This is a genomic window from Tepidimonas aquatica (assembly GCF_007556585.1).
GTDB lineage: Bacteria > Pseudomonadota > Gammaproteobacteria > Burkholderiales > Burkholderiaceae_C > Tepidimonas > Tepidimonas aquatica.
In genome coordinates this window covers 1-17,500 of the sequence record NZ_VJNA01000027.1, presented here as the reverse complement: position 1 = coordinate 17,500, position 17,500 = coordinate 1, and the positions used below count along the sequence as shown (strand labels likewise).

The window sequence follows — 17,500 nt, the reverse complement described above, 5'->3', positions numbered from 1 at the left end:
CAGCGAACGTTGGCGGTGGCGACTTGTGCGGCGATAGGTCCCGGTCGTCGCCTGCGCCCATGGTTCCACGGGCGCAGGCGACCCAGGACCGCGGGTGCTGGACAAGCCGTTGGGCAGCCCCCTACGGACGGGGGCGTGTGGGTGCCGTCGTGACGCCCCGCGCGGGCTGCCAGGACAGGCAGCGGCGATGGGAGCAAGGGCGGCCGTGGAAATACGTAGAGACGGTCGGAGCAAAAGCAGCTGGCGCAGCGAAGCCAGCCGAGGGCGGGAGAACGACCGGCGGGGCGGGCCCCACCCGCTACCGCCTGGCGAGGTGCGGGGGCGCTGCCACACGCATGGGCGGGCACAAAGGACGTGCATAGGCGCGACCGTGCTACCCTGATTACCATGGCATGGTTGCAGATGCGTGACGCAGCGCTGGCGTATGGCCACTGGCCGCTGCTGGAAGGGGCCGAGTTCGTGCTTGGGGCAGGCGAGCGGGTTGGCTTGGTCGGTCGCAACGGCGCGGGCAAGTCATCGCTGCTGCGGGTTCTGGCGGGGCTTGAGCGGTTGGACGCCGGCACGTTGCAGCGGCGCCAAGGCCTGCGGCTGGCTTATGTGTCGCAGGAGCCCGACTTCGGCGAGGCCACGACGGTGTTCGACGCGGTGGCCGAAGGACTTGGGGAAGTACGCCGGTGGCTGCAGCGCTACGAGGCGGCGGCACCCGCAGAGGATCTGGACGCGTTGCACGGCGCCATCGACGCGGCCGACGGCTGGCGCTGGCCGCAGCGTGTGCAGGAGACGCTGGCACGGCTGCACCTGGAGCCGGATGCCAAGCTGGCCGCGCTGTCGGGTGGGGTGCGCAAGCGCGTGGCGCTGGCCCGCGCCTGGGTGCAGCGGCCTGACGTGCTGCTGCTGGACGAACCTACCAACCACTTGGACATCGACGCCATCGATTGGCTGGTGCAGCAGCTCAAGGCGTACCGTGGCAGCGTCGTGGTGATCAGCCATGACCGCCACTTTCTCGACCAGGTGGCCACGCGCATCGTCGAGCTCGACCGCGGCCGGCTGCGGGACTATCCGGGTGACTTCAGTCAATATGAGGCGCTCAAGGCGCAGCAGTTGACCCAAGAGGCCGTCGAGCAGGCCAAGGCCGATCGCCTGTTGGCCCAGGAGGAAGCGTGGGTACGGCAGGGGGTGCAGGCGCGCCGCACGCGTGCCCAAGCCCGCGTGGAGCGTTTGACGCGCTTGCGCCAAGCCCGCGCCGCACGGCGCGAGGCGCTGGGGCAGGTGCGGCTGGAGCTGGCACGCGGCCACGCCAGCGGACGGCTGGTGGCCGAGCTGCAAGGCGTCAGCGTGGGTTTTGAACGCGACGACGGCCGGCACATGGTGGTGCGCGACTTGTCGGCCACGATCCTGCGCGGTGATAAGGTGGGCATCATCGGACCCAACGGGGCGGGCAAAACGACGTTGCTGCGCTTGATCGTCGGGGAGCTGCAACCCGACGCGGGCACGGTGCGACGTGGCGCGCGGCTGCAGGTGGCGTATTTCGACCAGCTGCGCCAGCAGCTGAATCTGGAAGCGACGCTGGAGGATTTTGTCAGCCCGGGCAGCGAGTGGATCGAGGCGCACGGGCGGCGCCAGCATGTGCGCAGCTACCTGGCCGACTTTTTGTTCGATCCAGCGCGGGCGCGCAGCCCGGTGCGCACGTTGTCCGGCGGCGAACGCAACCGCCTGCTGTTGGCGCGGCTGCTGGCGCAGCCGGTCAACGCGCTGGTGCTGGACGAGCCGACCAACGACCTGGACATCGAGACGCTGGAGCTGCTGGAGCAACGGCTGGCAGAGTACGATGGGACGGTGCTGCTGGTCAGCCACGACCGGCGCTTTATCGACGCCGTGGTGACCAGCACCCTGGTGTTCGAGGGCGACGGCTGCTGGCGTGAATACGAGGGCGGTGTGGAGGATTGGATGACCCAGTCGAAGCGGCTGCATGGGCGCGCGCCGGTATGGCCGTCACCGTGGCGCGACGACGACGCGGCACCCGTGGCGGCGCCCTGCCCCGCCCCTGCCGAGCCGCCAGCGCCACGTCGGCTCAGCTACAAGGAGCGGCGTGAGCTGGAGGCGCTGCCGGCGCGCATTGACGCGCTCGAAGCCGAGCAGCGCACCATCGAGGCCGAACTGGCCGACGGCGCCGTGTACGCGCGCGATCCGCAGCGGGCACGCGCGCTGGCCGAGCGGCATGGCGCGATCGAGGCCGAGCTGCTCGACGCGCTGCAGCGTTGGGAGGCGCTGCAGGCGCTGGACGATGCCGCGGCGTCACCGCGGTGACCCCGACCGGCGCCGAGGCGGATGGCGACGGACGCGCCGGCGTGCACAATGCCCCCATGCCAACCCCTGCGCTGACGTGGGCCGAATGCACCGCCTTGCTGACGCTGGCCACGGCGGCCAGCTTCACGCCAGGCCCCAACACCACGCTATCGACCGCCTTGGCGGCCCAAGGGGGGCTGCGGCGAGCCTTGCCGTTTGTCTGCGCGGTGCCGGTGGGCTGGGCGCTGCTGCTGGTGCTGTGCGCCGCCGGTGTGGGGACGTTGGTGCTGGCGGTGCCGTGGCTGCGGCTGGGCGTGTTGGGCGGGGGCGTGGCCTACCTGCTGTGGCTGGCGTGGCGACTGGCAGGCGCAGGCACACCTGCCCTGGGGCCGCAGCCGCCGTTGCGGATTTCGTTTGCGCGCGGGGTGGCGCTGCAGTTTCTCAACATCAAGGCGTGGATGTTGGCGCTGTCGGTCGTGGCCGGGTGGATCGCGGGGCATCCGCAGGCGGGGCAACGTTTGGTGTGGGTGCTGCCGGTGATGGTGGCGTACGCGCTGGCGAGCAATCTGACTTACGCGATGATCGGGTCCGCGCTGCGCGGGTGGCTGGCCGGGCCGCTGGTGCAGGGACGTCCGAGCCACCGCCGGCTGCGCACCTTCAACCGCCTGATGGCCGCCGCGCTGGCGGTGACCGCCCTGTGGATGTTGGCCAGTGGTCTGGGTGGGCTGCGTTGAAGTAGGCCGTCACCGCGGCGACTGCCGTGCCCGCCGCTGGAGCGGACAATGCCGCGCATGGGCACCCTCCACCTCGTGCGGCATGCGCAAGCCAGCTTTGGCAGCGACGACTACGACCAGCTCAGCCCGCTGGGCTGGCAGCAGGCGCAACGCCTGGGTGAGCACCTACACGCACACGGGTTGGAGGTTGGGGCGGTGCTGTGCGGGACGCTGCGGCGCCACCACCAGACCTGGGAGGGCATGCGGCGGGCGTGGCCATCATTGCCTGAGCCGGTGGTGTGGCCGGGCCTGGACGAATACGACAGCGCCGCGCTGATCGAGGCGCTGCATGCCCCGTGCGCGGGCGATCCGCACACGCCGCAGGGGTACCGGGCCCACTTCCGGCTGCTGCGCGACGCCCTGCGGCGCTGGATGGATGGCGTGATCACGCCACGCGGCATGCCCCCTTACGAGGACTGGCGGCGCGCGGCGCTGGAGGTGCTGGACCATGCGCGGCAGCAGCACGCGCAAGGCGAGTTGCTGGTCATCAGCAGCGGCGGGCCGATTGCCACGCTGGTGGGCCATTTGCTCGGGGTGCAGCCGGAAACGACGGTGGAGCTCAACCTGAGGCTGCGCAACACGGCGCTGAGTGAAGTCGCCGTCACACCCAAGCGCTGCGCGCTGGTCAGCTTCAACGCGCTGCCGCACTTGAGCGCCCCCCAGCACCGCGACTGGATCACCTACGCCTGAGCAGACCCGCCGGGCGGTGCCGCGGCCAGCATGGTCAGCGGAGCCTCGATGGCCTCGAGCAGCACCCGCGCCAGCGCGCGGCCAGCGGCAGCGACGACGCGCTGGCCCCAACGGGCATCGGCCGCGGCGGCGTCACCCGCCGCGCCCAGCGGGTGCAGATCGTGCATCGCCCACGCCCATTTGGCGCTGCGCCCGTCGTGCAGCGTGGGCTGCCGGGGCGCGTGCTCGGTGCGGCGCGACACGAAGGTTTGCAAGGCGGCGTGCCGCACCAGGTGCGGCGCCAGCGCCAGCATGACGGCGGTCTCGAGCTGGCCGGCGTGCACGCCCCAGCGACGCTCAGGCACGCCAAGGTCACCCTCCAGGTCGTGGCCGTCGGTGTCGGTCAACGGCAACTGCCACCAGTGCACGCTCCACACCAGCAGGCCGTGGCGCATACGCATCGTGCGCGTGGCCACGTCCAGCAGACCCACGTGGCCGCCGTGGCCGTTGAGGATGAGCAGCTTGCGCACCCCCGCCCGGGCCACGCCGGCGGCCACGTCGGCCAGCAGCGCCAGCGCCGTTTCGGGCTGCAGCGACAGGGTGCCGGGGTAAGCCGTGTGCTCGGTGCTCAGGCCCACGGCCAGGGTGGGCAGCACAAGCAGCGGCGCGTCATGGGGCAGGTGGGGCGCGGCGGCGGCCAGCACGCCCTCGGCAAGGAGGGTGTCCACCCCCAGCGGCAGGTGGGGGCCGTGCTGCTCGGTGGCGCCCAACGGCAGCACCGCCAGCGTGCGCGCGGCGTCCAGCGCGGCGAAGTCGGTCCAGGCCAGGTCGGCCCAACGGCGCAGGTGCGGGCGATGGCTCATGGCGCCATCGTAGCCGATGCGGCCCGCCCCACGGCTCAGGCGCCCGGCTGAGCGTCGTAGATCCAGCGGCGCGACCAGGGCAGCTCTTGCGCGCTGCGCCCCGCTGGCCGGCACAGCACCTGGTACACCGCGATCTGGTCGTGCTCGAACGCCCACGCGCAGCCAGCCAGGTACACGCGCCAGATGCGCCAGATGCGCTCGGGCACCATGCCGCGCAGGCGTTGCGACTGCCCTTCGAAGTTGCGGCTCCACAGCGTCAGCGTGCGCGCGTAGTGGCGACGCAGGTTTTCGACGTCGAACGCCTCCAGCCCGCCCTCTTGCATGGTGCGCAGCACGGTGGCGATGTGCGGCAGTTCGCCATGCGGGAAGACGTACTTGTCGATGAAGCGCCCGCCGCCATAAGGGGTTTCACCGTCGGCGGGGTCGGTGGTGGTGATGCCGTGGTTCATCGCCCAGCCGTCGGGCGCCAGGCGGTCGCGGATGATGCGGAAGTACTGCGACAGGTGTTGAAGGCCGACATGCTCGAACATGCCGACGCTGGTGATGCGGTCGAACGTGCCCTCGACATCGCGGTAGTCTTGCAGGCGAATCTCGATGCGGTCGGCCAGACCGGCGTCGGCCACGCGCTGGCGCGCCAGCTCGTACTGCGCCTGCGACAGCGTGATGCCCACGCAGCGTGCGCCAAACTTTTGCGCGGCGCGCAACACCAACGCGCCCCAGCCGCAGCCGATGTCCAGCAACGTGTGCCCTGGCTGCAGCCGGATCTTGGTCAGGATGTGGTCGATTTTTTTGCGCTGCGCGGTGGCCAGGTCCTCGTCGCCGTGCTCGAAGTAGGCGCACGAGTACACCATCGCGGGGTCCAACCAGGTGGCGTAAAAATCGTTGGAGACGTCGTAGTGGTACTGGATGGCCTCGCGGTCCAGCTTGCGGCTGTGCTTCAGTCCCTTGACCACCCGCTGCAGCAGCGTCGTGGAGCCGGCGTGCGCGGCGTTGTCGCGCACCAAGGCGTGCGCCATGGCCAGCACGTCGTCGATGTCGCCCTCGACGTCGAGGTGACCTTCGACATAGGCCTCGCCCAGGCTGTCCAGGCTTGGGTTGAGCAGCGCCGACAACGCAGCCACGTCGCGCACCGTGATGACGACCTTGGGCTCGTCAAACCGCCCCAGGTCCCACGCGCGCGGCGCACCGTCGGCGTTGCCCGTCCCCCACACCACGCGCAGCGGCAGGTCGAACCGCTGCCGCCAGCGTTGCACCCAGGCGTCGATGGCCTTGTCGATGGTTGGCATGCTCACACCTCCTGTACCCCTGTGGACGTCGGGGGATTGTTGGGCAAGCCCGCGTGGTTGTGAAGGGGGTGCGGGCTATGGCGGGCATTGACAGTGACGATCGCGCACGGCCCCGGCCGCATGCGCCACAATGCAGCTCGGCCCTTGGGGAACCCCAGGGGGGATAACAGATTCGATAGCGTCACGATGAAACAACGTTGGCTTGCATGCTTGGCCCAGCACGGGCGGCGATGGGTGCGCACGCTGGGACTGACGATGGCGGCGGCGCTGCTGACCGGCGGCGCCGCCGCCCTGGAGGTTTTGCCGAGCCGCAACCCCTCTGCGGCCGTGGCTGGCGCCAGCGCCGACCTGGCCGGCGCCAGCGCGCGCACCGAGCACGCCCAGGTGGCGCTGCTGGCCCATGCACCGCAGGGGGTAGCGCCTGGCCGCCCGCTGTGGCTGGGCTTGCAGCTGCAGCACGAGCCGGGCTGGCACACGTATTGGCACAACCCGGGCGACTCCGGCTTGCCGATCGAGCTGCAGTGGACGCTGCCTGACGGCGTGCAAGCCGGTCCGATCCAATGGCCGACGCCACGCAAGTTCCCCATCGGCGAGCTGGCCAACTACGGCTTTGACGGCACCGTGCTGCTGCCGGTGCCGCTGACGCTGCCGTCCACCTGGCGCGCCGAGGCGCTGCCGGTGCGGCTGCACGCCACCTGGCTGATCTGCCGCCAGGAGTGCGTGCCGGAAGAAGCCACGCTGCAGCTCACCCTGCCCGCCGGCGCCGTGGTGGGCGAGCACGCGGCAGCCTTCGAAGCGGCGTGGGCCGCCGCCCCGCGAGCGCTGCCGGGCGCGCGCGCCGCACTGCGTGTGGACGACGCTGGGCTGCACCTGGAGGTGGCGGGGTTGCCCGGCGACTGGCAGGGGCGCACGTTGGAGTTCTTCCCGGAAACCGGCAACCTGATCGCCCCGGGTGCGCCCTGGACCCAGCGCTGGGACGGGCCGGTGTGGCGTGCCAGCGTGCCGCTGCACCCTTACCGGACCGAGACCGCCACGCGGCTGGCGTTCGTGCTGGCCCTGGCCGACGCCGGCCACGGACCCGCCCCGGCCGGGGTGCGCCTGGACAGCGCGGTGCAGGGCACATGGCCTGCGCCGCCCGCGCCGGCACCCCTGGTCGCGACGACACCGGTGCCGCCAACCCCGGCCGACGCCACGGGCGAGGTCACGGCGCTGGGCCTGGCCTTGGCCGTGCTGGGCGCGCTGGTGGGTGGCATGATCCTCAATCTGATGCCGTGCGTCTTTCCGGTGCTGGCCATCAAGGTGATGGCGTTTCAGGCCCACGGGGCGGATGCGCGCGCCCACCGGCTGGGCGGGTTGGCCTACACCGCTGGTGTGGTGCTGTCGTTCGTGGCGCTGGGGGCGGCGCTGCTGGCGCTGCGCAGCGCCGGCGAAGCCGTCGGCTGGGGCTTTCAGCTGCAAAACCCATGGGTGGTGGCGGGTCTGGCGACGCTGTTCCTCGTCATCGCGCTGAACTTGGCCGGGGTCTACGAGGTGGGGGCGCTGGCCCCCCGCGGGCTGGCCAGCCTGCAACTGCGCCACCCGCTGGGCGACGCGTTCTTGACCGGGGTGCTGGCCTCGGTGGTGGCGTCGCCGTGCACCGCGCCGTTCATGGGCGCGTCGCTGGGGCTGGCGGTGACGCTGCCGGGCCCAGCGGCGCTGGCCGTATTTGCCAGCCTGGGGTTGGGCATGGCGCTGCCGTACCTGGCGGCGAGCTGGTGGCCCGCGTTGGCGCACCGGCTGCCCCGGCCCGGCCCCTGGATGCAAACGCTGCGCCAAGCGCTGGCGTTTCCGATGCTGGCCGCGGCCGTGTGGCTGCTGTGGGTGCTGGGGCAGCAAACCAGCGTGCATGGGCTGGCGGCCCTGCTGCTGCTGTGGCTGGCGTTGGCCTGGGTGCTGTGGGCCTGGGCCCGCCGTGCGCGCTGGCTGACGGCGCTGGGTGCGCTGGCGTTGGCGGCGCTGGCCGTCAGCCTCGGCCCCCATGTGGGGCGCGAGGCGGCCACACCCGCCGCGGCCGGCGCGGCGCAGCAGGCGGATGGGCGCTGGCAGGCGTGGTCACCACAGCGCCAAGCCGAGCTGCTGGCGGCCGGCCGACCGGTGTTCGTCGACTTCACGGCGGCGTGGTGCGTCACCTGCCAGGTCAACAAGGCCACGGTGCTGAGCGACACCGAAGTGTTGCGCGCCGCCGACGCCGCCAACGTCGCGCTGCTGCGCGCGGACTGGACGCGGCGCGACCCGACGATCACCGCCGCGCTGGCGGCGCTGGGGCGCAGCGGTGTGCCGGTGTACGTGCTGCACGTGCCGGGACGCGCGCCGCAGGTGCTCACCGAGGTGCTCAGCGTGGCCGAGGTGCGCGCGGCGTTCGACGCGGCGCGGCAGCGATAATCGCCCGTCCCCAACCCCCGTCGTCGACGCTGCACCATGCCCTTTGCCCCGCTTCGCAACGATACGTTTGTGCGCGCCTGCCTGGGGCAGGCCACACCCTACACCCCCGTGTGGCTGATGCGCCAAGCCGGGCGCTACCTGCCCGAGTACTGCGCGACGCGCGCGCGCGCCGGCTCGTTCATGGGCCTGGCCACCAACGTCGACTTCGCCACCGAAGTGACGCTGCAGCCGCTGCAGCGCTACGCGCTGGACGCGGCGATTTTGTTTTCCGACATCCTCACCGTGCCCGATGCGATGGGCCTGGGGCTGAGCTTTGCCGCCGGCGAAGGCCCGCGCTTTGCCCGCAGCGTGCGCAGCGAGGCCGATGTGGCCGCGTTGGCGGTGCCCGACATGGAACGGTTGCGCTACGTGTTCGACGCCGCCACCAGCATTCGCCGCGCCCTGGACGGGCGGGTGCCGCTGATCGGCTTTTCCGGCAGCCCCTGGACGCTGGCGTGCTACATGGTCGAAGGCGGCAGCAGCGACGACTACCGGCACGTCAAAACGCTGCTGTACGCCCGCCCCGACCTGATGCACCGGGTGCTGGCCATCAACGCCGACGCGGTGGGGCTGTACCTGCGCCACCAGATCGAGGCCGGCGCGCAGGCGGTGATGGTGTTCGACAGCTGGGGCGGCGTGCTGGCCGATGGCATGTTCCAGCGCTTCAGCCTGGCCTACACGCAGCGGGTGCTGGCCCAACTGCCGCGCCAGCACGACGGCCAAACCATCCCGCGCATCGTCTTCACCAAGGGCGGCGCGCCGTGGCTGGCCGAGATGGCCACGCTGGACTGCGACGTGCTGGGGGTGGACTGGACGGTGCACCTGGGGCGTGCGCGCGCGTTGGTGGGTGGGCTGCCCGGTGGGCCCGGCAAGGCGCTGCAGGGCAACCTCGACCCCGCCGTGCTGCTCAGCACGCCTGAGGCGGTGGCGCAGCAGGCCGTCGCCGTGCTGGAGGCGTTTGGTGCCCCGCACACCGACCCGACGCGGCGCGGGCCGACGCACATTTTCAACCTGGGGCACGGCATCAGCCAGCACACGCCGCCGGAACATGTGGCCGCGTTGGTGCAGACGGTGCACGACCACTCCCGCCGCATGCGGCAGGCCCGCTGAAGCGACACCAGCCACGGGGGCACAGGCGCGGGCTTATGCACAGCGGTGTGGCCACCCCACGGCAGAGCCGTGGTCACCGCAGGCGGTCGGGCAAGCCCCGTGGCGACGACGCAAGTCATTGTTCTTTCGATGGCATCGACGCGTTGCCGGGATTTTGAGCAGCCTGTTGCAAGCCTTGACCGGCAACGCTTTCCTGGGGCCATCCGCAGGTTACCAACAAAGTTATCCACAAGTCGGCTGGATAACCGACAAAAGCCCCGATCGCACAAGTCCTTGGCCCATCCACCGCAACAACGCTTGAAGACATGACGCCATCCGCGCAGGTCGCCGTCGTCGTGCCCACCCCCGCGCACAGCGAGCTGCACGCCCCGCTGACGTACACGCACGACACGCCGTTGCCCGCCGGCACGCTGGTGCGTGTGCCGCTGGGCCGGCGCACCGTGCTGGGCATCGTCTGGGACGGTGCCCCCGCGGCGCCCGCCACGGCCACGCTGCGCGCGGTGGCCGAAGTCTGGTCGGCGCTGCCGCCGCTGGACGCGGGCTGGCGCGCACTGGTGGCGTTTGCCGCGCGCTACTACCAGCGCAGCCTGGGGGAAGTGGCGTTGGCCGCGCTGCCGCCCGCGCTGCGCACACTGGACGCCGAGGCACTGGCGCGCCGACTCGCCCGCGCGCCCAGCCCATCCGGCCCCACCGCCCAAGAAACCCCGCCCGCGCTGACAGCCGATCAAACCCAAGCGCTGCAGGCCATCGAAAGCGCCATGCGTCCGGTGCTGCTGTTCGGTGCCACCGGCAGCGGCAAAACCGAGGTTTACCTGCAGGCCGCGGCGCGCACGCTGGCGCGCGATCCCCAGGCGCAGGTGCTCGTGCTGGTGCCGGAAATCAACCTGACGCCCCAGTTGCTGGCACGTTTCCAGGCGCGCTTTGGCGCCAGTGTGGTGGCGTTGCACTCGGGCCTGACCCCGGCGCAGCGGCTGCGCCACTGGTTGGCCGCGCACCTGGGGCAGGCGCGCATCGTGCTGGGCACACGCACCGCCGTCTGGGCCAGCCTGCCGCGGCTGCGCCTGATCGTCGTCGACGAAGAGCACGACCCCAGCTACAAAAGCCAAGAGGGCGCACGCTACTCGGCACGCGACCTGGCGGTGGTGCGCGCCCACCACCTCGCCGCCGCCGGCTGCCGGGTGGTGCTGGGCTCGGCCACGCCGGCGCTGGAAACCTGGCACGCCGCCGAGCAAGGGCGCTACCAGCGCATTGAGTTGCCCGTGCGCATGGGCGGCGCGCACTGGCCGACGCTGCGGTTGGTAGACCTGCGCCAGCAACCGCGTGGCACGCTGCTGGCGCCGCCGTTGCGCGCCGCGCTGGAAGCCCGGCTGGCGCGCGGCGAGCAGGCCCTGCTGCTGCTCAACCGGCGTGGCTACGCCCCGGTGATCGCCTGCGGCGACTGCGGCTGGAAAAGCGGCTGCCCGCACTGCAGCGCCTACCTCGTGTACCACAAGCGCGAGCGCGCGTTGCGCTGCCACCACTGCGGTCACGCCCAGCCGGTGCCGCGCGCTTGCCCCACGTGCGGCAACGTCGATCTGGCCCCGTTGGGCCGCGGCACCGAGCAGTTGGAAGAGCATGTGGTGCAAGCGCTGGCCGAGCTGCGCCGCCCCGACGGTGGCCCGGTGCGCGTCGGCCGGCTCGACGCCGACACCGCGCGCGGCGTGGGCGCGCTGGAGCAAACGCTGGCCGCGGTGCACCGTGGCGAGCTCGACGTGCTGGTGGGCACGCAGATGGTGGCCAAGGGGCACGACTTTCGGCGCATCACGCTGGTGGCGGCCATCAACCCGGACGGAGCCCTGTACGCCAGCGACTGGCGCGCGCCGGAGCGGCTGTTCGCGCTGCTGTTGCAGGCCGCCGGGCGCGCCGGGCGCGACGCCGCGTTCACGGCGGCCCAGGGCACGCAGCCCGAGCTGTGGGTGCAAACCAGCCAGCCCGACCACCCCTTGTTCGCCGCGCTGGCGCGGCACGACTACCCGGGCTTTGCCGCCCAGCAATTGCAGGAGCGGCGCGCGGCCGGCATGCCGCCGTTTGCGCACCAGGCGCTGCTGCGCGCCGAGGCCCGCCAGTTGGAAGTGGCGTTGGCGTGGCTGCAACACGCCGCCGCGTGCGCCGACGACCTGCCCGGGCGGCCCCAGGTGACGCTGTACGCCCCGGTGCCGATGACGCTGACGCGCGTGGCCGGGGTGGAGCGCGCGCAACTGCTGCTGGAGTCGGGCTCGCGCGCGGCGCTGCAGGCGCTGCTGGCAGCGTGGCTGCCGTGCCTGCACGCGCTGCGGCGTACCCCCGCGGGCCGCGGGGTCCTGCGCTGGGCTATCGACGTCGATCCGTTGGGCTACTGAGGGCGCGCCGCCGGTCACGGCGGCGCCACGGCGCGCTGCACCCCGCGCGCCAACCCATCGGGCAAGTGCGGCAGCAGCCCCAGCACGTGGGGTAGCAACCACTTTTTGACACCGCGCACGGTGCTGGGCACGATCGCTTCGATCAAGTGAGGCCCCGGCGTGGCCAAGGCACGCTCCAACGCGTCGGCGAAGGCCTCGGCGGTGCTGACCCGCTGCGCCGGCACCCCCATGCCGTGCGCCAGCTGCACGAAGTCCAGCGGCGGCTGCCCGAGGTCGAACTGCGCCCGCGCCCGCTCGCCCCCGCCGACCGCTCCCACCCGGCGCAGCTCCAACTGCAAAATGGCGTAGGCGCGGTTGTTGAGGATCACCGTGACCACATGCAAGCGCTCGCGCGCCATCGTCCACAGGGCCTGGGGCGTGTACATCGCGGCGCCGTCGCCCACCAGCGCCAGCACCGGGCGGTCGGGGCAGGCGATGGCCGCCCCCACCGCGTTGGGCAATCCCTGGCCGATGGCGCCACCGGTCAGCGTCAGCACGTCGTGGCGCGGGGCCCCGCGGGTGAAGTGGGGCAGCAGCGTGCCGCTGGTTTGGCTCTCGTCGACAACGATGGCCCCCTGCGGCAACAGATGCCCCACCGCCTTGGCCAGTGTGGCGGCGCTGAGCCGGCCACGCGGCCGCGGGGGCCGCCTGGGGGACTGCCGCGGTGGATCGTTGCCCGCCGCGCCCAAGCGCGCGGCCAGGCGGGCCAGGGCGTCGGCGGCATCCTCCCCCACGTCGGCCAGCGTGTGCACCGTGCACCCGGGTGGCACCAGGCTGCCCGGCTTGCCGGGGTAGGCAAAAAACGACACCGGTGCGCGCGCGCCCACCAGCACCAGGTGACGCACGCCGCGCAACTGCACCTGGGCCAACTCGGCCAGGTAGGCCAGGCGCGCCAGCGGCGGCAAACCGGCGCCACGCTCGATGCGCGCCGGGAATGTTTCCGCCAACAAGCGGGCCCCGCACGAGGCGGCGCAGCGTGCGGCGTCGAGCTGCGGCTCGGCACCCAACGCGGCGCCCCCCAACAGCAGCGCCGCGGGCTCGCCCCGCGTCAGCGCCGCCGCGATGGCGTCCAGGCGCGCGTCGTCCACCCGCGCCGGCGGCTGCGGTGGCGGCACGACGCCGGGCACCGCACCCTCGCTCCAGGAAACGTCGGCCGGCAAAATCAGCGTCGCCACCTGCCCCGGCGGGTGGCATGCCGCGGCCACCGCGCTGGCCGCTATCGCCCCCAGCGCGTGGACATCGGTGCAGGTGTGCAGCCAGCCGCTGACGTTGCGCGCCACCGTGGCGATGTCGGACTGCAGCGGGGCGTCCAGCGCCGCGTGGTGGGTGGCGTGGTCGCCAACGATGTTGACCACCGGCGTGTGCGCCTTGCGGGCGTTGTGCAAATTGGCCAGGCCGTTGCCCAACCCACAGCCCAGGTGCAGCAGCGTCGCCGCCGGGTGGCCGCGCATGCGGGCGTAGCCATCGGCCGCGCCGGTGGCCACGCCTTCAAACAGCGTCAGCACCGCACGCATGCGCGGCTCGGCGTCCAGCGCCGCGACGAAGTGCATCTCCGACGTGCCGGGGTTGGTGAAGCACACCGTCACCCCAGCATCGGCCAGGGTGCGCAGCAAGGCTTGGGCTCCGTTCATGACGGTCTCCTTGGAATCGGCGGGGTGCGGCGCGCATTCACCCCGGACGCAACCACGCCGTGGCGGCCGAAAAGCTCACGAACGCCAGCGCCGTGGACACCAAAATGATGCGTGCGATGCGGCCGTTGTCGGCCCCCATGCGCTCGGCCAGCAGCGACACGTTGCTGGCGCTGGGCAAGGCGGCGGTCAGCACCAGCACCGTCAGCGTCGAGGCCTGCAGCGGGGCGCCCAGGCGCGCGGCGGCCGCCCCCAACAGCAGCACCAGCAGCGGATGCAACGCCAGTTTGACCAGCGCCAGCGGCACGTAGTCGCGCCATGGCATCGGGTGGTCGGCCTGCATTTGGGAGCGCGCCAACACCGCCCCGATGGTGAATAGGGCCACGGGGCTGGCGGCATCGGCCAACAGGGCCACCGCCTTGTCCAACGGGCCGGGCAGCGTCAGCCGCCACGCCGAGGCCAGCGCCCCCGCGCCGATGGCCCACGGCATGGGGTTGCGCAGCACCCCCAGCAACGCTTGGCGCAGCGCCGCACGGGCGCCCCCCTCCCCGGCGTCCAACCGCGACAGGGCGATGCACAGTGAGCTGGTGATCACCATGTCCACCACGATGACCACGATGACCGGCCCCACCGCCTGCGGCCCCAGCAGCGCCGCGATCAGGGGCACCCCCATGAAGCCGGAGTTGGGGAACGCCGCCACCAGCGCCCCAAAGGCCGCGTCGTTCCAGCCGATGCGCCCACCCAGGCTGAACACCACCGCCAGCCCCACCACCAGCAGCGCGCATACCAGCCACACCCCGGCCACCGTGGGGTCGAGCAGTTGCGCAATCGGCGTGGAGGCGCCGAAGCGGTACAGCATGGCCGGCAGCGCGAAAAACAGCACAAAGCCGTTGAGCCCCGGGATCGCGGCCAGCGGCAGCCAACCGCGCCGCGCCGCCAGGTAGCCGGCCGCCACCAGCGCAAAAAACGGAAACGTGACCAGCAGGATCGAAGCCATGCCCATGGGTGCGCATCGTAGCGGGACCACGCGGCGCGCCCCTGTCACCGGCGCCGCGGCGCGCGCTCGGTATCATCGCGCGCCCGCCCCTGCGCCGTGCGCACCCGGGGCGCCACACCGCGCCGTCCAACGATGCACGACACCCTCAACCCCGCCCAGCTCGAAGCCGTCCACCACCTGCACGGGCCCTCACTCGTGCTGGCCGGCGCCGGCTCCGGCAAAACCCGCGTGATCACGCACAAGATCGCCCGCCTTATCCAGGCCGGCCTGGCGCCCGAGCGCATCGCCGCCATCACCTTCACCAACAAAGCCGCGGCTGAGATGCGCGAGCGCGCCCGCAGTCTGGTCGGCCGCGCCGCGCAGGGCGTGCTGCTGTGCACCTTCCACGCGCTGGGGGTGCGCATCCTGCGCGAAGACGGCGCCGCGCTCGGCCTCAAGTCGCAGTTTTCCATTCTGGACAGCGACGACGTCATTGGCATTCTCAAAGATTGCGGCGGCACCACCGACAGCACCACCGCGCGCCACTGGGCCTGGCGCATCAGCCAGTGGAAAGGCGCCGGGCTGGACGCCGACGCCGCGCTGGCGCAGGCGCGCGACGAGGCCGACCAGCTGATCGCGCGCGTAATGGCGCGCTACCACGAGCGGCTGGCGGCGTACCAAGCGGTGGATTTCGACGACCTGATCCTGCTGCCGCTCAAGCTGCTACAGCAGCACCCCGAGGTGCGCCAGCGCTGGCAGCAGCGCCTGGGCCATGTGCTGGTGGACGAATACCAAGACACCAGCGCCACGCAGTACGCGCTGCTGAAGGTGCTGGTGGGCCAGGGCGAGCGCCCCAACCCGCCGCTGACGTGCGTCGGCGACGACGACCAGTCGATTTACGGCTGGCGCGGCGCCACGCTGGACAACCTGCGTCGCCTGCCGCAGGACTTTCCGTCGCTCAAGATCATCAAATTGGAGCAAAACTACCGCTCCACCAACGCCATTTTGCGCGCTGCCAACGCCGTCATCGGCCCCAACCCCAAGCTGTTTCCGAAGACGCTGTGGAGCGCCCTAGGCGAAGGTGAGCCGGTGCGGGTGCTGGCCTGCGACCACGAGGAGCACGAGGCCGAGCGCGCGGTGGCGCACATCCAGGGCCAGCGGGTGCGCGGCGCCGCGTGGCGCGACTGCGCCATCTTGTACCGCGCCAACCACCAGTCACGTGCGTTCGAAGTCGCGCTGCGGCGCGCCGGCATCCCTTACAAGGTGTCGGGCGGCACTGGCTTTTTCGAGCGCGCCGAGATCAAGGACCTGTGCGCCTGGCTGCGCCTGCTGGCCAACGAGGACGACGACCCGGCCTTTTTGCGCGCCGTCACCACGCCCAAGCGCGGCATCGGGCACCAAACACTGGCGCAACTGGGGCAGGTGGCTGCGGCGCTCAAGCTCAGCCTGTTCGAGACGCTGTTTGCCCCAACGCTGCAAGCGACGCTGGCGCCGCGCGCCCTGGGCTCGCTGCACGAGTTTGGCCGCTACGTCAACGAGCTGCAGTACCGTGCGCGCCACGCCGTCGGCCACGAGGACGCGCGCAGCGTGCTGCAGCAGTGGCTGGCCGACATCGGCTACGAGCAACACCTGCACGACCACGCCGACAGCCCTCAGCAGGCCAGCGCACGCTGGGGCCACGTGCTGGACTTCATCGACTGGATGGCGCAGCGCTGCGGCGGCGACGACGCGACCGACCCCCAGGGCGCGCGCACGCCGCGGCCGCTGCTGGAGGTGGCGCAAACCGTGGCGTTGCTCAGCACCCTGAGCGAGCGCGAGCAGGACCAAGACGCCGTGGTGCTGTCCACCCTGCACGCCGCCAAGGGGCTGGAGTGGCCCCACGTGTGGCTGGCCGGGGTCAACGAGGGGCTGCTGCCGTTCAAGCCGGACGTCGACGGCGACCCCGAGGCCAGCAGCGCGCGCATCGAGGAGGAGCGGCGGTTGATGTACGTGGGCATCACGCGGGCGCAGCGCACCCTGGTGGTGAGCTGGCTCAAGACGCGCAAGCAGGGGCGCGAACGCACGCCGGCGCAGGCCAGCCGCTTCATCGCCGAAATGCAGCTCGACCCCGCCACCGCCCAGGAAGACCCGCGCGCCAAGCTGCGCGCGCTGCGTGAGGAATTCGCCGCCCGCGCCGCCGCCCGCCGGGTCTGATCCCCGTCGGCACGCGGTTGCGCGGCGCCCCGCCAAAACGCTATCATTGCGCCACTCACCCACGCAGAAATAGGATAACAACGATGTTTTTAGCATTTGCAACATGGTGGCGGCGTGCCGTTTGGGGCATGCTGTGGGTGGCCACCGGCCTCGCCTGGGCAGCCGAACCCAGGCTGCCCCAACCCAGTGGCCGCGTCGTGCTCACCGTCACCGGGCTCATCGACGTGCGCAACCAGGGGGCGCAAGCGGTGTTCGACCTCGCGCTGCTCGAGGCGCTGCCACAGCACCGCTTCACCACCCGCACGCCATGGAACGACGGACCGGTCACCTTCAGCGGCCCGCGGCTGCGCGACGTGCTGGCCGCCGTCAAGGCACGCGGCACCCAACTGCGCGCCACCGCGCTCAACGGCTACCGCATCACGATCCCGATCGAGGACGCGCAGCGTTTCGACGTCATCGTGGCCACACGCAAAAACGACGCCCCGATGGCGGTGCGCGACCAAGGGCCGCTGTTCATCATCTACCCCTTCGACAGCGACCCGCAGTTGCGTGACAAACGCTATTACGAGCGCTCGATTTGGCAGCTCAAGGCGCTGCACGTCGAATGACCGACCGGGCCGACGCGGCACACCCGCCCGCACCGGTGCCTGCCGCTGAGGGGCGGCGTTTTCTGTGGTGGGTGGCGCTGACCACGACGCTGCTGGCCGCCGGCCTAGGGCCTGTTAACACTATCGCAACGATTCGACGATCAGTGCGAAGTGGATGAAGGCCGCGAACATGACGTCGAGCTTGTCGAAGCGGCTGAAGATGCGGCGGAACCCTTTCAGACGGCGGAACAG

12 protein-coding genes and 1 pseudogene are annotated in these 17,500 nt (G+C 71.7%); 8 read left to right on the top strand and 5 right to left on the bottom strand.

The features are described 5' to 3' along the window. Nucleotides 1–387 precede the first annotated feature (387 nt). The 3 genes from Taqua_RS10065 to Taqua_RS10055 all read left to right on the top strand — a co-directional run bounded on the left by Taqua_RS10065 (nucleotide 388) and on the right by Taqua_RS10055 (nucleotide 3,749). Nucleotides 388–2,307 carry an ABC-F family ATP-binding cassette domain-containing protein gene (locus Taqua_RS10065; RefSeq protein WP_144326542.1) on the top strand — a complete coding sequence of 640 codons (1,920 nt, stop codon included), beginning with the start codon at nucleotides 388–390 and terminating at the stop codon, nucleotides 2,305–2,307. A 71-nt stretch (nucleotides 2,308–2,378) separates the two neighbouring features. After that, the gene (locus Taqua_RS10060) at nucleotides 2,379–3,020 is read left to right on the top strand and encodes a LysE family translocator (RefSeq protein WP_144326552.1); all 642 of its coding nucleotides are present in this window, start codon (nucleotides 2,379–2,381) and stop codon (nucleotides 3,018–3,020) included. A gap of 57 nt (nucleotides 3,021–3,077) precedes the next feature. Continuing rightward, nucleotides 3,078–3,749 carry a histidine phosphatase family protein gene (locus Taqua_RS10055; RefSeq protein ID WP_144326541.1) on the top strand — a complete coding sequence of 224 codons (672 nt, stop codon included), beginning with the start codon at nucleotides 3,078–3,080 and terminating at the stop codon, nucleotides 3,747–3,749. On the opposite strand, the gene Taqua_RS10050 is transcribed toward Taqua_RS10055, so the two are convergent. Further along, complete coding sequence (locus Taqua_RS10050; RefSeq protein ID WP_144326540.1) at nucleotides 3,740–4,591, bottom strand: creatininase family protein; 852 nt, start codon at nucleotides 4,589–4,591, stop codon at nucleotides 3,740–3,742. The genes Taqua_RS10055 and Taqua_RS10050 overlap by 10 nt on opposite strands. A gap of 35 nt (nucleotides 4,592–4,626) precedes the next feature. Further along, nucleotides 4,627–5,877, bottom strand: coding sequence for an SAM-dependent methyltransferase (locus Taqua_RS10045; RefSeq protein ID WP_144326539.1), 1,251 nt, complete (start codon nucleotides 5,875–5,877; stop codon nucleotides 4,627–4,629). Between the two features lie 186 nt (nucleotides 5,878–6,063). Between Taqua_RS10045 and Taqua_RS10040 the strand changes: the two genes are divergently transcribed. From Taqua_RS10040 to priA, 3 genes are all read left to right on the top strand, one after another. Then, on the top strand, nucleotides 6,064–8,298 hold the full coding sequence (locus tag Taqua_RS10040; RefSeq protein ID WP_246094688.1) for a protein-disulfide reductase DsbD family protein: 2,235 nt from the start codon (nucleotides 6,064–6,066) through the stop codon (nucleotides 8,296–8,298). 36 nt (nucleotides 8,299–8,334) lie between these two features. After that, nucleotides 8,335–9,447, top strand: a complete 1,113-nt coding sequence (gene hemE / locus Taqua_RS10035; protein ID WP_144326538.1) for a uroporphyrinogen decarboxylase — start codon at nucleotides 8,335–8,337, stop codon at nucleotides 9,445–9,447. Nucleotides 9,448–9,752: 305 nt separating this feature from the next. After that, entirely contained in the window at nucleotides 9,753–11,825 is a 2,073-nt protein-coding gene (gene priA, locus Taqua_RS10030; protein WP_144326537.1) for a replication restart helicase PriA, read from the top strand. Nucleotides 11,826–11,839: 14 nt separating this feature from the next. Here priA and Taqua_RS10025 read toward each other — a convergent pair whose 3' ends face one another. Together Taqua_RS10025 and Taqua_RS10020 are read right to left on the bottom strand one after the other, a co-directional pair. Beyond that, nucleotides 11,840–13,495: an acetolactate synthase large subunit gene (locus Taqua_RS10025; protein ID WP_144326536.1), complete on the bottom strand. Its 1,656-nt coding sequence runs from the start codon at nucleotides 13,493–13,495 to the stop codon at nucleotides 11,840–11,842. Nucleotides 13,496–13,532: 37 nt separating this feature from the next. Then, nucleotides 13,533–14,489 carry an AEC family transporter gene (locus tag Taqua_RS10020; RefSeq protein WP_144326550.1) on the bottom strand — a complete coding sequence of 319 codons (957 nt, stop codon included), beginning with the start codon at nucleotides 14,487–14,489 and terminating at the stop codon, nucleotides 13,533–13,535. Nucleotides 14,490–14,621: 132 nt separating this feature from the next. Here Taqua_RS10020 and Taqua_RS10015 point away from each other — a divergent pair, with 132 nt between their 5' ends. Together Taqua_RS10015 and Taqua_RS10010 are read left to right on the top strand one after the other, a co-directional pair. After that, nucleotides 14,622–16,661, top strand: coding sequence for an ATP-dependent helicase (locus Taqua_RS10015; RefSeq protein ID WP_144326535.1), 2,040 nt, complete (start codon nucleotides 14,622–14,624; stop codon nucleotides 16,659–16,661). 83 nt (nucleotides 16,662–16,744) lie between these two features. After that, nucleotides 16,745–17,269: a putative pterin-binding protein gene (locus tag Taqua_RS10010; protein ID WP_246094687.1), complete on the top strand. Its 525-nt coding sequence runs from the start codon at nucleotides 16,745–16,747 to the stop codon at nucleotides 17,267–17,269. Nucleotides 17,270–17,389: 120 nt separating this feature from the next. Here Taqua_RS10010 and Taqua_RS10005 read toward each other — a convergent pair. Then, nucleotides 17,390–17,500, bottom strand: a pseudogene (locus tag Taqua_RS10005) (IS5-like element ISCARN85 family transposase); the annotation flags it as partial.

Bases quoted from the DNA above. Each gene is read 5' to 3' on its own strand.
- Taqua_RS10065 (WP_144326542.1), top strand. From the start codon at position 388: ATGGCATGGTTGCAGATGCGTGACGCAGCGCTGGCGTATGGCCACTGG.
- Taqua_RS10055 (WP_144326541.1), top strand. From the start codon at position 3,078: ATGGGCACCCTCCACCTCGTGCGGCATGCGCAAGCCAGCTTTGGCAGC.
- Taqua_RS10050 (WP_144326540.1), bottom strand. From the start codon at position 4,591: ATGAGCCATCGCCCGCACCTGCGCCGTTGGGCCGACCTGGCCTGGACC.
- Taqua_RS10045 (WP_144326539.1), bottom strand. From the start codon at position 5,877: ATGCCAACCATCGACAAGGCCATCGACGCCTGGGTGCAACGCTGGCGG.
- Taqua_RS10040 (WP_246094688.1), top strand. From the start codon at position 6,064: ATGAAACAACGTTGGCTTGCATGCTTGGCCCAGCACGGGCGGCGATGG.
- hemE (WP_144326538.1), top strand. From the start codon at position 8,335: ATGCCCTTTGCCCCGCTTCGCAACGATACGTTTGTGCGCGCCTGCCTG.
- priA (WP_144326537.1), top strand. From the start codon at position 9,753: ATGACGCCATCCGCGCAGGTCGCCGTCGTCGTGCCCACCCCCGCGCAC.
- Taqua_RS10025 (WP_144326536.1), bottom strand. From the start codon at position 13,495: ATGAACGGAGCCCAAGCCTTGCTGCGCACCCTGGCCGATGCTGGGGTG.
- Taqua_RS10020 (WP_144326550.1), bottom strand. From the start codon at position 14,489: ATGGCTTCGATCCTGCTGGTCACGTTTCCGTTTTTTGCGCTGGTGGCG.
- Taqua_RS10015 (WP_144326535.1), top strand. From the start codon at position 14,622: ATGCACGACACCCTCAACCCCGCCCAGCTCGAAGCCGTCCACCACCTG.
- Taqua_RS10010 (WP_246094687.1), top strand. From the start codon at position 16,745: ATGTTTTTAGCATTTGCAACATGGTGGCGGCGTGCCGTTTGGGGCATG.